Source organism: Micromonospora rifamycinica, from assembly GCF_900090265.1.
GTDB lineage: Bacteria > Actinomycetota > Actinomycetes > Mycobacteriales > Micromonosporaceae > Micromonospora > Micromonospora rifamycinica.
This window is the reverse complement of record NZ_LT607752.1, coordinates 2,610,419-2,624,529: the sequence shown is the minus strand read 5'-3', so window position 1 is coordinate 2,624,529 and position 14,111 is coordinate 2,610,419. Positions and strand designations below refer to the sequence as shown.

Annotated in this window: 14 protein-coding genes and 1 pseudogene; 8 read left to right on the top strand and 7 right to left on the bottom strand. The window is 72.5% G+C overall.

Annotated features, from left to right (window positions below; translation table 11 throughout):
* Positions 1–11: 11 nt before the first annotated feature.
* Together leuE and GA0070623_RS10575 are read right to left on the bottom strand one after the other, a co-directional pair.
* The gene (gene leuE, locus GA0070623_RS10580) at positions 12–677 is read right to left on the bottom strand and encodes a leucine efflux protein LeuE (RefSeq protein WP_067315304.1); all 666 of its coding nucleotides are present in this window, start codon (positions 675–677) and stop codon (positions 12–14) included.
* 218 nt (positions 678–895) lie between these two features.
* Positions 896–1,522, bottom strand: a pseudogene (locus GA0070623_RS10575) (pyridoxamine 5'-phosphate oxidase family protein); the annotation flags it as partial.
* 38 nt (positions 1,523–1,560) lie between these two features.
* Between GA0070623_RS10575 and GA0070623_RS10570 the strand changes: the two are divergent.
* A complete protein-coding gene (locus GA0070623_RS10570; RefSeq protein WP_067315300.1) occupies positions 1,561–2,901 on the top strand; it encodes an aminotransferase class I/II-fold pyridoxal phosphate-dependent enzyme in 1,341 nt (446 codons plus the stop codon).
* On the opposite strand, the gene GA0070623_RS10565 is transcribed toward GA0070623_RS10570, so the two are convergent.
* Positions 2,891–3,151, bottom strand: a complete 261-nt coding sequence (locus GA0070623_RS10565; RefSeq protein WP_067315298.1) for a hypothetical protein — start codon at positions 3,149–3,151, stop codon at positions 2,891–2,893. The two genes, GA0070623_RS10570 and GA0070623_RS10565, sit on opposite strands and share 11 nt — an antisense overlap.
* On the bottom strand, positions 3,148–3,354 hold the full coding sequence (locus tag GA0070623_RS10560) for a hypothetical protein (RefSeq protein WP_067315293.1): 207 nt from the start codon (positions 3,352–3,354) through the stop codon (positions 3,148–3,150). The genes GA0070623_RS10565 and GA0070623_RS10560 overlap by 4 nt, the downstream gene beginning before the upstream one ends.
* Before the next feature lie 304 nt (positions 3,355–3,658).
* Between GA0070623_RS10560 and GA0070623_RS10555 the strand changes: the two genes are divergently transcribed.
* The 7 genes from GA0070623_RS10555 (at position 3,659) to rny (ending at position 11,385) form a co-directional block, all read left to right on the top strand.
* A complete protein-coding gene (locus tag GA0070623_RS10555; RefSeq protein ID WP_407937975.1) occupies positions 3,659–3,862 on the top strand; it encodes a helix-turn-helix transcriptional regulator in 204 nt (67 codons plus the stop codon).
* Between the two features lie 134 nt (positions 3,863–3,996).
* Positions 3,997–4,695, top strand: coding sequence for a UdgX family uracil-DNA binding protein (locus GA0070623_RS10550; RefSeq protein WP_067315291.1), 699 nt, complete (start codon positions 3,997–3,999; stop codon positions 4,693–4,695).
* A 119-nt stretch (positions 4,696–4,814) separates the two neighbouring features.
* Positions 4,815–6,224 carry an MFS transporter gene (locus tag GA0070623_RS10545; protein ID WP_407937974.1) on the top strand — a complete coding sequence of 470 codons (1,410 nt, stop codon included), beginning with the start codon at positions 4,815–4,817 and terminating at the stop codon, positions 6,222–6,224.
* Positions 6,225–6,228: 4 nt separating this feature from the next.
* A complete protein-coding gene (locus GA0070623_RS10540) occupies positions 6,229–6,429 on the top strand; it encodes a DUF3046 domain-containing protein (RefSeq protein ID WP_067315769.1) in 201 nt (66 codons plus the stop codon).
* A gap of 184 nt (positions 6,430–6,613) precedes the next feature.
* A complete protein-coding gene (gene recA, locus GA0070623_RS10535) occupies positions 6,614–7,660 on the top strand; it encodes a recombinase RecA (protein WP_067315772.1) in 1,047 nt (348 codons plus the stop codon).
* Positions 7,661–7,674: 14 nt separating this feature from the next.
* Complete coding sequence (locus tag GA0070623_RS10530) at positions 7,675–8,346, top strand: regulatory protein RecX (RefSeq protein WP_067315775.1); 672 nt, start codon at positions 7,675–7,677, stop codon at positions 8,344–8,346.
* 1,272 nt (positions 8,347–9,618) lie between these two features.
* Positions 9,619–11,385, top strand: coding sequence for a ribonuclease Y (rny, locus tag GA0070623_RS10520; RefSeq protein WP_067314355.1), 1,767 nt, complete (start codon positions 9,619–9,621; stop codon positions 11,383–11,385).
* Between the two features lie 103 nt (positions 11,386–11,488).
* Here rny and GA0070623_RS10515 read toward each other — a convergent pair whose 3' ends face one another.
* From GA0070623_RS10515 to GA0070623_RS10505, 3 genes are read right to left on the bottom strand one after another with little or no spacing between them, the layout of a single operon-like run.
* On the bottom strand, positions 11,489–12,469 hold the full coding sequence (locus tag GA0070623_RS10515) for an amino acid ABC transporter permease (protein ID WP_067314357.1): 981 nt from the start codon (positions 12,467–12,469) through the stop codon (positions 11,489–11,491).
* Positions 12,466–13,173, bottom strand: a complete 708-nt coding sequence (locus GA0070623_RS10510) for an amino acid ABC transporter permease (RefSeq protein WP_067314360.1) — start codon at positions 13,171–13,173, stop codon at positions 12,466–12,468. Before GA0070623_RS10510 ends, GA0070623_RS10515 begins: the two co-directional genes overlap by 4 nt.
* A 39-nt stretch (positions 13,174–13,212) precedes the next feature.
* The gene (locus tag GA0070623_RS10505) at positions 13,213–14,091 is read right to left on the bottom strand and encodes a glutamate ABC transporter substrate-binding protein (RefSeq protein ID WP_067314362.1); all 879 of its coding nucleotides are present in this window, start codon (positions 14,089–14,091) and stop codon (positions 13,213–13,215) included.
* Positions 14,092–14,111 lie beyond the last annotated feature (20 nt).

The window sequence follows — 14,111 nt, the reverse complement described above, 5'->3', positions numbered from 1 at the left end:
GGGGTGGCCGGTCAGATCGACGCGGTGGCGAGCTTGACGCCGAAGCCCAGGAAGAGTACCGCGATACCGGTGGTGGCTCCCGCGGCGAGCCGCTGCCGCTGCCGGAACTGGGTGGCCAGGAAGGTGCCCGCGAAGATCAACGCGGTCAGGTAGAGCACGCTGGTCACCTGGGCGATCAACCCGAGCAGCAGGAACGACAGCGCCGGCCAGGCGTAGCCCGGGTCGACGAACTGGATGAAGAACGAGATGAAGAAGAGGATCGCCTTCGGGTTGAGCAGGCTGATCACCAGCGCCTTGCGGAACGGGCTGCGCAGCGCCGCCGGTTCGGCCGCGTCGATCAACCGCGGTGCGGCCGGGTCGTGCCGCACACGCCAGCGCCGCCAGGCCGCGCGCAGCATGGTCAACCCGACGTATCCCAGGTAGGCCGCGCCCGCGTACCGGATCACGAGGAAGAGCGGCGGGTACGCCCTGAGCAGCGAGGCCACCCCGGCGGCAGAGAGGATCATCAGCACCGAGTCGCCGAGGAACACCCCGGCGGCCGCCCGGTAGCCGACCGCGACGCCCCGCTTGGCGGCGGTGGAGAGCACGAAGAGGGAGTTGGGCCCCGGCAACAGGACGATCGCCACGGTGCCCAACAGGTACGTCCAGATGTCGGTGATGCCCAGCACGCCCGTCATACTCGCCCGGCGACGCCGGAAAGCGAAACCGATTCCGCAGCCTGGGCTGTGTGTTCGACCACTCCCCGGTGGTCGCGGGCGGCCCGGTGTCCCGGCCGGGAGCCGCCGTCCGGCGGGTCACCGGGCCGGCCCGTACGCCTCGATCGGCCCCCGGCCCCCTGCCGGGTGGGGCGGGCCGTGCGCCTCCACCCGGCTCACGCCACCGGGCCGGGGACGGGCAGGTAGGGCGGGACCGGTGCGACCACCCCGTCGGCCGGCTCGGGTGCCCCGGCGGTCAGCCGCAGCGGCACCACCCCGGCCCAGTGCGGCAGCTCGAGGTCGGCCGGCTCGTCGCCGACCCCGCCGGTGCGGGACCGCACCGACACCTCGCGCAGGGGCAGGGCCAGGACGGCCGTCTCGGCCAGCTCCCGCCGGGACGGCGGCCGGCTGTCGGCGGCCCGCCCGGCCCCGACCTTCTCCACCAGCGCGGTGAGTGCCGCACGCTTGTCGTCGTCGCCGGTGACCAGGTGGGCGGTGCCGTGCACGACGACAGAGCGGTAGTTGGCGCTGTGGTGGAACTGCGAGCGGGCGTAGACCAGCCCGTCGAGCAGGGTCACCGACACGCAGACCGGCAGGCCGGCGTCACCCCGGGCGGCGAGCAGCGGCCGGCTGCCGGTGGACCCGTGCAGGTAGAGCACGTCGTCGACGCGGACGTGCAGGGTCGGCAGCAGGCGGGGCGCACCGTCGACCACGAACCCCAGCACGCAGTGGTACGCCTCGTCGAGCACCGCGTGGGCGGCGTCCCGGTCGTAGCTCATCCGGTCCCGGCTGCGGCTGGCGGTGGTGCGCGCGGTCGGTGCGTACATGTGACATCCCGCCTTTGTTCTAGTACGATTCTCAAACTGTGCCAGCACATTATCAGATCCTCGGGTCGACGTCCGCCGCGATTTCGGCGAGCGTCGAAACCGGCATCCGCACCGGTGCGCTCGCCGCCGGTGCCGCGTTGCCGCCGGTCCGCTCGCTCGCCGCCGCGCTGGCGGTCAGCCCGGCCACCGTCGCCCGTGCCTACCAGGAGCTGCGGCAACGGGGTCTGGTCGCCACCGCCGGCCGGCACGGCACCCGGGTGCGGCCCCGGCCACCGGTGGCCACCCGCCGGGCCGCCCGGCCGCCGGCACCCGCCCCCGGCACCCGCGACCTGTCCCAGGGTCAGCCCGACCTGCGGCTGCTCCCACCCCTCGGCCCGCACCTGGCGGCGCTCGCCACCGGGATCGGCCCACCCGCCGGCTACGCCTCGACCGGTGTGCACCCCACGCTGGCCGAGGCGGCCCGCTCCCGGCTCGCCGCCGACGGGGTGCCCGCCGACGAGCTGACCGTCACCGGGGGAGCGCTCGACGGCATCGAGCGGCTGCTCGCCGGCCACCTGCGCCCCGGCGACGCGGTCGGGGTGGAGGACCCGGGCTGGGCCAACCTGCTCGACCTGGTCGCCGCGCTCGGCCTGCGGCCGGTCGGGGTGCCGGTCGACGACGACGGGCCGACCGTCGCCGGGGTCCGGGACGCACTGGCCCTGGGGGTGCGGGCGCTGGTGGTCACCAGCCGGGCGCAGAACCCGACCGGTGCCGCCGTCTCCGCCGTGCGGGCCGGGGAGCTGCGGGCGCTGCTCGCCGGCCGCTCCGACCTGTTGCTGATCGAGGACGACCACGCCGCCGAGCTGTCCCGGCTGCCCCTGCACGCGCTGGCCGGGGCCGTGGCGACCTGGGCGTTCGTCCGTTCGGTGAGCAAGCCTTTCGGTCCCGACCTGCGGCTGGCGGTGCTGGCCGGTGACGAGGTGACGGTCTCCCGGGTGGCCGGGCGGGCCAGGGTGGGCGCGGGCTGGGTCTCCACCGTCCTGCAACGACTCGTCCTGTCGCTCTGGTCCGACCCGGCCACCGCGGCCCTGGTCCACCGGGCCGCCGAGGCGTACGACCGCCGCCGGTCCGGCCTGCTCGCCGCGCTCGCCGAGCGTGGCCTGACAGGGCACGGCCGCAGCGGCATCAACGTCTGGCTGCCGGTGCCAGACGAGACCGCTACGGTCACCGCCCTGCGTGACGCCGGTTGGTCGGTCGCCCCCGGCGGCCTCTACCGGATCGGCGCCCCGCCCGCCGTGCGGATCACGGTCAGCACGCTCGACGACACCGACCTGGTCCCGCTGGCTGACGCGCTGGCGGCGGCGGTCCGCCCCGCCGACCCGTTCGGCTTCACCGCCTGACCCGTCCCGCCGACCTCCTCCCACCGGCCTGCGGCGGGACGGCGGGAGGAGGCGCGGTCAGCCCGGCCCGCTGCACGAAGATCCGCCGCCGGGAGACGGCCTCCCCGGCGGCGTTCACCTGGTAACCCTCCAGCCAGACCCAGCCGTCGTAGGTGGGCCAGTCGAGCACCCGGATCACCCGGAACCGGATGGGCCGGAGGAACTGTACACTGGCGGCCCGGGTCACGTAGACCAGATCGCCGGCCTTCACCGGAGGTTCCGGTGCTGCCGCGCGCGTAGCTGCCGGCGTACCCGCCACTCCCGCCAGGCGCGCAGCGTCGCACCCGCGTCGGCCAGGCGTGCGCAGGAGCCGTCCGGTCGGCACCGGGAGCAGGTGTGGCGATGGTGGAAGTCGACGACGTAGCCGGCCATCACCACCGCGAACGGCGGTTCGGTGGGGCGCTGCTCAGGCATCCGGCCAGGGCCCCCGGTTGGGCCTGCGAGCGTTCCGGGTGCCCGGGGTCCGTTGGCGTGGCACGGCCGGAGGGCTGCCGGCGGTGGCGTCCCGCCCGGCTGCCGTGGTCGCGGGCCGGGGCCTGAGCTGCTGTACGACGTCGACAGGTTCGACCGGCCGATGGAACCACTTCCCACGAGACATGCGCTGGTACTCTTGACGTCGAAGGTTTACGTGACGTAAAGGGTACATTGAGAAAGCGTGTGCAGTACAGCATGTCCGCTTCCGGAAGCGTACTCTATCTCTGCCCGTAGCGTTCGTCACGTGGGGCTGGCGTTGATGGGGGCGGCGGAGATCCAGGAACGTCTGGGTATCTCCCGGCAGCGCGCGTACATCTTGATCAACCGGCGGGACTTCCCGGCCCCGACTGCCACTCTCAAAATGGGCAACGTCTGGTTGAAGTCCGATGTAGAGGCCTGGATCGCCGAAAAGCGCCCTCATCTGATCGAAGCCGACGAGGAGCCATAGCCGGGCGACACCGGTAGCTGGTCGAACCCGCCTTCCCGATGGCTAGGTGATTCGGCTGAGCGGGGCGCTACCGGGGACGGAGGACCGGCGGGTCCGTCGCGGGTGCTCCCGTGGGAACGGGTAGAACATTCGCCATGGCCGAGCAGACCGATCCACCCGGTGCCCAGCAGTTCATCCCGCCGCAGGCCGGCACGCTGGCCGAGCTGCGGACCGCCGCCGCCGGCTGTCGGGGCTGTGAGCTGCACCGGGACGCCACCCAGACCGTCTTCGGCCGGGGCGACGAACACGGCCGGGTGGTCTTCGTCGGTGAGCAGCCCGGCGACCTGGAGGACCAGCACGGGCTGCCCTTCGTCGGCCCCGCCGGTCGGCTGCTGCGCCGGGCGGTCGACGACGCCGGCCTCGACCCGGCCCACCTCTACATCACCAACGCGGTGAAGCACTTCCGGCACGAGCTGCGCGGCCGACGGCGGATCCACCAGACCCCGGACCGGGTGCACATCGTCGCCTGCCGGCCGTGGCTGGTCGCCGAGTTCGCCCGGCTCCGCCCCGAGCTGGTGGTGGTGCTCGGCGCGACGGCGGCGAAGGCCCTGCTCGGCCCGGCCTTCCGGGTCACCCGCCAGCGCGGCGAGCTGCTGCCCTGGCCGGCCGCCGCCGAGCACCCGGCGGATTTCACCCGGGTGCCGGTGGACGCCGGTACGGTCGCCGCCGCGCCCGCCGCCCGCCTGCTGGCCACCATCCACCCGTCGGCGGTGCTGCGCGCCGACAACCAGGACGTCGCGTACCGGGGGCTGGTCGACGACCTCACCGTGGCCGCCCGCGCCCTGACCGGCTGACCGGCGCCCGTGCCCTGACCTGCTGACCGGCGTCCGCGCCGATGGTCGACCGGGTCATACCCCCGTGCGGACGGCGGGCCGGTTGCGCGAGGATGGGCTCCCCGAACCAGGAGCCTGCGATGACCGTCGACCTGCGTGTGCCCACCCGGCCCGATGTCGCCCCGATCCAGCGGCGCACGCTGCGGCTACTCGTCGCCACCCAGATCATCGGCGGGATCGGGGTGGCCATCGGGATCTCCGTCGGCGCGTTGCTGGCGGCCCGGGTCGCCGGGGTCGCGGTGGCCGGGCTGGCGCAGAGCTGCGGCGTGGTCGGCGCGGCGCTGCTCGCCGTACCGGTCACCCGGATCATGAACGGGCACGGGCGTCGTCCGGGGCTGGTGGTGGCGTACCTGGTGGGGGCGGTCGGGGCGGCGCTGGTGGTGCTCGCCACGGTCACCGGCGGGGTGCCACTGCTCTTCCTCGGGATGCTGCTGTTCGGCGGGGGCACGGCGGCCAACCTCCAGGCCCGTTACACGGCGGTGGACCTCGCCGAACCCGCCCGCCGGGGCCGTCAGCTCTCCCTGGTCGTCTGGGCCACCACCATCGGCTCGGTGGCGGCACCCAACTTCGCCGCGCTCGCCGACGGGGTCACCCGGGGCTGGGGCCTGCCGTCGCTGGCCGGCCCGTTCGCGTTCAGCGCGGTCGCGTTCGGCCTGGCCGCGGTCGTACTGCTGCTGCTGTTGCGGCCCGACCCGCTGCTCACCGCGCGGCGGCTCGCGGCGGCCGACGCCGGGGCACCGCCGGTGGCCGAGGCGGGGGCACCGCCGGTGGCCGGGGCAGCGCCGGCGGTCGGGGCCGGGGCGGCGGCGGTCGCCGACGCCGGGACGCCGGTGGCCGGGGCCGCCCCGGCGGTGACGAAGACCACGCCGGTCGCGCGGGGGGCCGGCATGCGGGCGGCCTGGCGGGTGGTGCGCGGGCGACCGGCCGCCCGGCTGGGCATCGCCGCCGTCGCGGTCGGCCACCTGGTGATGGTCGCGGTGATGGCGATGACCCCGGTACGCCTCGGCGAGTCGCACTCCGACGCGGACGTGCTGCGGGTGGTCGGCATCGTGCTGAGCGTGCACATCGCCGGCATGTACGCCCTCTCCCCGGTGGTCGGGTGGCTCACCGACCGGTTGGGCCGTCGGGCGGTGATCCTCGGCGGCGTGGGCGCGCTGCTGGCCGCGTGCGCGGTGGCCGGCACCGCCGGGCACCACACGCCGCGCCTCTCGATCGGCCTGGCCCTGCTCGGCCTCGGCTGGTCGGCGACCATGGTGGCCGGCTCGACGCTGCTGTCCGAGGCGGTGCCGGCCGGGGTGCGCCCCAGCGTGCAGGGGCTGTCCGACCTGACCATGGGGCTGGCCGGGGCGGGAGCGGCGGCGGCCAGCGGGTTTGTCATGCGGGTGGTGGGTTATCCGACGCTCACCCTGCTGGCGGCGATCGCGGTGCTGCCGCTGCTGGCGCTAGCGTTGCGTCGGGTGCCGTCGACGGCACCCGTGGAGGAGGAGTGATCACGTGCGGCTGACCGACTTCTGGACCCGGCTGGACGAGGCGTTCGGGCCGGGTTACGCGGCCAGCATCGCCAGCGACCAGGTGCTCTCCCAGCTCGACGGGCGGACCATCGCGCAGGCCCTCGCCGCCGGTGAGCAGACCCACGTCGTGTGGCGGGCGGTGGTCGCGGCGTACCCCGACCGGGTGCCCGTACGGCTACGCTGAGCTGCCGATCCGGCACTTCCGTGTGTCGCTTGCCGACTCGTACACCTGTTCGGCTATTGTCCACAGCGGGGTGCTCGTCCACAGCTCGCGGCCCGTCGGCTGGTTTTCTGTCGGACCCAGCGCCTAGCGTGTCCGCGTGACGCGAAGCTCAGGAAAGACGCCGGCGAAGGCAGGAGTGGCAAACATGGCCGCAGGGCCCGACCGGGAGAAGGCACTCGACCTTGCTCTCGCTCAGATCGACAAGCAGTTCGGCAAGGGGTCGGTGATGCGGCTGGGCGAGCGCCCGGTCGTCCAGACCTCGGTCATTCCGACCGGCTCGATCGCGCTCGACGTGGCGCTCGGGGTGGGTGGCCTGCCCCGGGGCCGGGTCGTCGAGATCTACGGCCCCGAGTCCAGCGGTAAGACCACGGTCGCCCTGCACGCGGTGGCCAACGCCCAGCGGGCCGGCGGCATCGCCGCCTTCGTCGACGCCGAGCACGCGCTCGACCCCGACTACGCCAAGGCGCTCGGCGTCGACACCGACGCCCTGCTGGTCTCCCAGCCGGACACCGGCGAGCAGGCGCTGGAGATCACCGACATGCTGGTCCGCTCCGGCGCGATCGACATCATCGTGATCGACTCGGTGGCGGCCCTGGTGCCGCGCGCCGAGATCGAGGGCGAGATGGGCGACAGCCACGTCGGCCTCCAGGCCCGGCTGATGAGCCAGGCGCTCCGGAAGATCACCGGCGTGCTCAACAACACCGGCACCACGGCGATCTTCATCAACCAGCTCCGCGAGAAGATCGGCGTCATGTTCGGCTCGCCGGAGACGACCACCGGTGGTCGGGCGCTGAAGTTCTACGCCTCGGTCCGGCTCGACGTGCGCCGGATCGAGAGCCTCAAGGACGGCACCGACGTGGTCGGCAACCGCACCCGGGTCAAGGTCGTCAAGAACAAGGTCGCCGCGCCGTTCAAGCAGGCCGAGTTCGACATCATGTACGGCAAGGGCATCTCCCGCGAGGGTTCGCTGATCGACGTCGGCGTCGAGCAGTCGATCATCCGTAAGTCCGGCGCCTGGTACACCTACGACGGGGACCAGCTCGGCCAGGGCAAGGAGAAGGCCCGGGAGTTCATGAAGGAGAACCCGGACGTGGCCGCCGAGATCGAGAAGAAGATCCTGGAGAAGCTCGGCGTCGGGGTCGGCGCGGGTGACGCCGCCGGTGGCCCTGAGCTGCCGCCGGTCGACTTCTGACCGGTCGCGGCCGGATGGCAGGACGACGCGCCCGCACGGGGCGGGGCTGGGACGCGGCCCCACCCCGCGCGGGAGCCGACGACACCACCCCCCGCCAGGGCCGCCGGGGGTGGTCCGGGGAGGCCGGGTCGACGTCCGGTGAGTCGACGCCCCGCGACGAGAGCGAGGTGGCCCGGGAGATCTGCCTGCGGCAGCTCGCGGTGCGGCCGCGCACCCGGGCCGAGCTGGCCGGGGCGCTGGCGAAGAAGGGCATCTCCGCCGAGGTGTCCGCCGAGGTCCTCGACCGCTACGACGAGGTCGGCATCATCGACGACGCGGCCTTCGCGCGGGCCTGGGTCTCCAGCCGGCACAACGGTCGCGGGCTGGCCCGCCGGGCGCTCGCCAACGAGCTGCGCCAGCGTGGCGTGGACGGCGAGGTGGCCAGTGAGGCCCTCGACGAGTTGGACGAGGAGACCGAGGCGCAGACCGCCCGCGCCCTGGTCGACCGGAAACTGCGGACCGCCCGGGGCGAGCCGGATGCGGTGTTCCGCCGGCTGGTCGGCATGCTCGCCCGCAAGGGCTACCCGCCCGGGGTGGCGATCCGGGCGGTAAAGGAGGCACTCGCCACGCAGAGCGCCGAGGCCGCCGAGTTCGCCGACCAGCTCGACGCCGACGCGCTGGCCGACGCCGAGGGCGAGCGGGGCTGACCGGCGCAGCTCGACGCCGGTGTCGGGGGCGAGCGGGGCTGACCGGCGCAGCTCGACGCCGGTGTCGGGGGCGAGCGGGGCTGACCGGCGCAGCTCGACGCCGACGTGCTGGCCGGTACCTCCCGGACGGTGCGCCCGCCCTCCGACACTGCCACCCTGGCGTCACACGCCCGTGCCCTGGGCGTCACCTGACCCCTGCGTACCGCCACCCGCCTGACCCCGCGCCCTGGGCGTCACCTGACTGACCCCGCGCGCATCCGCACCTGCGTAGCCTCCCTTGCCGGTGTCGCCGGTTCCGCCTACTCCCACATCCCGCAAGATCGTGCTCGAACCTGGTTGTAGTGGTATCCGTCGTTTTGGAGGCCACTACAACCAGGAAACAGCACGATCTTGCGGCGTGGGGTGTGGGCGCTGGTCCGGAGGGCGGCCCCGGTCCGGACAGCAAGCGGAGTGGAGAGACGCCCGGGTGTGGAGGGCCGCCAGGTGTCGCAGGTGAATAGCGGCCGGAGGGCGGCCGATGGACGTATGAAACAGGAGTTTTGTGGCTTAGTATCCGGATTTGGATCACCAGTGGGTGACGTTGCCGACTCTCTCCGTTCGGGTGGTTTGATCATGAGTTCTTGACCGAACCGCCTTCCTCGACCTAGCCTCGCCATACAGGCTCACTTTGCCCGACCAGCGCAGGCTAAGCGCACAACATAGATCTCGTAACAGAACCGCATCACTTTGGCCAGCTCCACCGGCCTTGACGGTCGCTCCGGACAGCCGGTCCGGAGCCGACCCGACAACTGCACCCGGCTGTCGGCGATGCCCCGTGGGCACCGCCGACGGAGAGCTATCCCCACGGCCAGCCGCTCGGTCGGGCGTCCAGAGCCGCAGAGGTGCGTGCCCTTCGGCACGGTTCCCCTGCGGCGTAGACGTTTGGGGAGGCGCGACCATGGTGGGTCGGCACAGGGACCGGCGGTCCCCAGGGGGCGGTGGTGGGCGCGGACGCGCCCCGGGAACTGCCGGTGGTGCTGCTCCACCCCGGCCGGGTGGTCGCTCCCGCGCCGACACCGCCCGGTTACCCGCCCCCGGGTTGCCCGGCGGTGCCGGGCATTCCGCCGGTGCGGGACACCCCGCCGTTCCGGTGCGGCACCCCGCCGTTCCGGTGCGGCACCCCGCCGTTCCGGTGCGGCACCCCGCCGTTCCGGTGCGGCACCCCGCCGTTCCGGTGCGGCACCCCGCCGTTCCGGTACGGCACCCTGTCGGCGCGGCTGACGGGACGCCGGCATGAGCACCTTCGACGTGGTGCTCCTGGTCGTCGTCGGACTCCTCGCCCTGGTGGTGGTCGGCGCCGTCCTGATCGGCGTACGCGCGTTGCGCCGCATCAGCGTCGCACCCGCCCCGGAGGATCCCGCGTTCATCGCCGAGAAGGACCGCCAGGAGCAGTCGCTGGCCGCGTTGCGGACCGCCGCCGACGAGGTGAACAGCACCATCGACGTGGCGAAGTCCGCCGCCTCCGCGGCCCGCGCCGAGGCGGCCGGGGCCAAGGCGGAGGCGAAGTCGGCCCGCGCCGAGGCCCGCCGGGTGCTCGACGACGCCCGTGCGGAGGCGGACACCGTCCTGGAGCGGGCGCACAAGCAGGCCGAGGCGGACGCCGAGCAGTTGCGGGCCAGCGCCCGGCGCAGCGGTGAGCGTGAGGTGGCGGTGCTCGCCGCGACGACGCGGGAGCAGGCGGCCGAGGTGGAACGCCGGGCCGCCCGGATGGACGAGCGGGAGCGGCTGCACACCGAGGAGGTGGAGCGGCTGGCCGAGCGCGAGCGTCAGCTCACCGCCGCGAGCGCCGCGTTGGCCGAGCGGGAGGCGGCGATCAGCGCCCGGGAGGCCGCGCTGACCGTGGCGGAGGAGCAGCGCCGTCGGGAGCTGGAACGCGTCGCCGGGCTGACCGCCGAGTCGGCCCGCGCGGAGCTGATCGAGGCGATCGAGACCCAGGCGAAGCGGGAGGCGGCGCTGCTGGTGCGGGACATCGAGTCCGACGCCCGCAGCACCGCCGAGCAGCGCGCCCGGCACATCGTGGTGGACGCGATCCAGCGGGTGGCCAGCGAGCAGACCGCGGAGAGCGTGGTCAGCGTCCTGCACCTGCCGGGGGACGAGATGAAGGGGCGGATCATCGGCCGGGAGGGGCGCAACATCCGCGCCTTCGAGTCGGTGACCGGGGTCAACCTGATCATCGACGACACCCCGGAGGCGGTGCTGCTCTCCTGCTTCGACCCGGTACGTCGGGAGGTCGGCCGGCTCACCCTGGAGAAGCTGGTCCTCGACGGGCGGATCCACCCGCACCGGATCGAGGAGGTGCACGACCTGGCCCGGCAGGAGGTGGAGGAGCTGTGCCACCGGGCGGCCGAGGACGCCCTGGTGGAGGTGGGCATCACCGAGATCCACCCCGAGCTGGTCACCCTGCTCGGCCGGCTGCGCTACCGCACGTCGTACGGGCAGAACGTGCTCAAGCACCTGGTGGAGACCGCGCACATCGCCGGGATCATGGCCGCCGAGCTGCGGCTGGACGTGCCGACGATCAAGCGGTCGGCCTTCCTGCACGACATCGGCAAGGCGCTCACCCACGAGGTGGAGGGCAGCCACGCCATCATCGGCGCCGACCTGGCCCGCAAGTACGGCGAGAGCGAGGACGTGGTGCACGCCATCGAGGCGCACCACAACGAGGTGCCGCCGCAGACCATCGAGGCGGTCCTCACCCAGGCGTCCGACGCCTGCTCGGGCGGGCGGCCCGGTGCCCGGCGGGAGAGCCTGGAGGCGTACGTCAAGCGGCTGGAGCGGATCGAGGAGATCGCGGCCGGCAAGCTCGGCGTGGAGAAGGTCTTCGCCATGCAGGCGGGCCGGGAGATCCGGGTGATGGTCAAGCCGGACGACGTCGACGACATCGGCGCGGCGGTCCTGGCCCGGGACGTGGCGAAGCAGATCGAGGAGGAGCTGACCTACCCGGGTCAGATCCGGGTGACAGTGGTCCGCGAGTCCCGGGTCACCGAGATCGCCCGGTGACCGGTCCGGGGCGCCGGGGACAGGACGGGCGCTGACCACCGTACGACGCGGCGAGGGCCGGTCCGGAGATCCGGACCGGCCCTCGTGCCGTGCGGGGTGCGGATCAGGTGGCGACCGCGCCGCCTCCGCCGCCCTCGGTCTGGGAGGCGAGCGCGGTGGCCGGGGCCTGCGGGGCCGGGGTGCCGGCCGACTTGCGGCCCCGGGAGAGCCGTCGCTGGACGAACTGGGCCAGCTTGGACAGCGAGTAGTTGACCAGGATGAAGAGGGCGGCGATCACCACGTAGACCTGGATCGGGTTGTCCAGCACGCCGATGATCTGCTTGCCGATGTTGAGGGTTTCCTCGTAGCTGATGATGAAGCCCAGCGAGGTGTCCTTGAGCACCACGACGAGCTGGCTGATCAGCGCCGGCAGCATGATCCGGAACGCCTGGGGCAGCAGGATCATCCGGGTGGTCTGGGCGGGGGAGAGGCCGATCGCGGCGGCGGCCTCGGCCTGCCCGCCGGGCAGCCCCTCCATGCCGGAGCGGAGGATCTCGGCGATGACCACGGAGTTGTAGATGGTCAGGCCGATGACCAGGTACCAGAGCGTGTCGAAGGAGATGCCGAACTCGGGGAAGCCCCGGGCCACGAAGAAGATGGTGAGCACCACCGGCAGGCCCCGGAACACCTCGACGCAGACCCGGGTGACCGCCGAGAGAATGACGCTGAGCCCGCGCAGCAGGTAGGACACCGGGGTGGCCATGCCGGTGAAGCGCCGCCGGGTCAGGCTCTTGAGCTGGATCCGGAGCACCGCGAGCAGGGTGCCGACCACCAGCGAGGCGACGATGGCCAGCGCGGCGGCGGTCAGGGTGTTCTTCAGGCCGAGGCCGATCCGGTCCCACACCTGGGAGAAGTTCTCGTTGGAGGGGTCGACCAGCGGCCCCCACAGCTCCATCGAGAACTGGCCCTTGTCGTCCAGCGGGCGGTAGATCAGGAAGTACGCCCCGACGGCCAGCAGCACGGTGGCGACGATGCTGCTGATCAGGGTGATCCGCCGCTGGCGCGGGCCGGGGACGTCGTACAGGACGCTGGTCTGCTGACTCATCGGGCCACCGCCTGTCGCTTCTCCAGCCGGTCGAGCAGTGCGCCGAGCGGCACGGTCATGATCAGGTAGCCGATCGAGATGCCGATGGCGACCGGGATGAAGGCGTAGCCCTCGGCGGAGGTGAGCTGGTCGGCGCTCTGGGACAGGTCGCCGACCACGCCGAAGAAGCCGATCAGCGCCGAGTTTTTGATCATCGCGATGATCACCGAGCCGAGCGGCACGACCGACGCCTTCCAGGACTGCGGCAGCACCACGTGCCGCAGGTTCTGGCCGAAGGTCAGGCCGAGCGAGCGGGCGGCCTCGGCCTGGCCCGGCGGCACCGCGTTGACCCCGGAGCGCAGCGCCTCGCAGACGAACGCGGCGGTGTAGAGCACCAGGGCGAGCAGCGCGAAACGGAAGTACGGCAGGTCGGTGCCGAGCCGTGTGAAGAGCGAGTCCAGTACGGGGACGCGCAGGAAGTCGGCGTTGGAGCCGAGCGCCGGCAGGCCGAAGGCGGCGAAGAACATCACCACGGTCAGCGGCATGTTCCGGAAGATGTTCACGTACGCGGTGCCGACGGCGCGCAGCGGCGGCACCGGCGAGATGCGCAGCACCGCCATGACGGCGCCCAGGATCAGGGCGCCGAACGCGGCGAGGACGCAGATCTGGAGGGTGAGCCAGAAACCACCCGCAAAGACGTCGAACTTGTCGATGAGCACACTCACGGGTCGGTGTTCCTCCCCACCCTCCAGATCGAGGTCAGATCAGTAGCGGTTGATGGTGGGCGCGCTGCCCAGCTCCGCGCCGAACTTGCCGGCGGTGTCGTCCCAGGCCTTCTTCCAGCTGCCGTCGTTGAACGCCTTCTCCAACGTGTCGTTGACGAAGGTGCGGAAGTCGTTGTCCTCCTTCTTCACCCCGATGCCGTACGGCTCCTTGGTGAAGTTGTCCCCGGCCAGCTTGAACGACGCCTCGTCCTCGGCGATGTAGCCGAGCAGGATCACGTTGTCGGTGGTGACGGCGTCGACCTGACCACCCTTGAGGGCATCGCGACACTTGGGGTAGGTGTCGAAGAGCACCAGCTGGGTGCCGACGTCCTTGATGTACTTCTTGATCTCCTCGGCCGGGGTGGACCCGGTCACCGAGCAGACCTTCTTGGTGCCGTCCTTGAACGAGTCCGGCCCGGTGATGGTGGTGTCGTCCTTCTTGACCAGGATGTTCTGGCCGGCCTCGTAGTACGGCCCCGCGAAGGCGATCCGCTCCTTGCGCTTGTCGTTGATCGTGTAGGTCGCCGCGACCAGGTCGACGGTGCCGTTGACGATGGCGTCCTCACGGACCTTCGACGGCGTCTCGACGTACTCGATCTTGTCCTCGGGGATGCCCAGCTCCTTGACGATGAGCTTGGCCACCTCGACGTCGAAGCCCTCCGGCTTGCCCGACAGGCCCTTCTGGCCGAAGCCGGGCTGGTCGAACTTGGTGCCGATCTTGATCTTCTGCGCCTTGTTGAGCTTCTCCATGGTGCTGCCGGCGGCGAAGGACTTGCTGCCGGAACCGGTGCCCTCGTCGGCGTCGTCGCCACCGCAGGCGGCCAGACCGAGCGCCAGAGTAGCCGCCGCGGCGACCGCCGCCACGCGCTTCATACGCATACTGATCTCCTTCTTCGTCG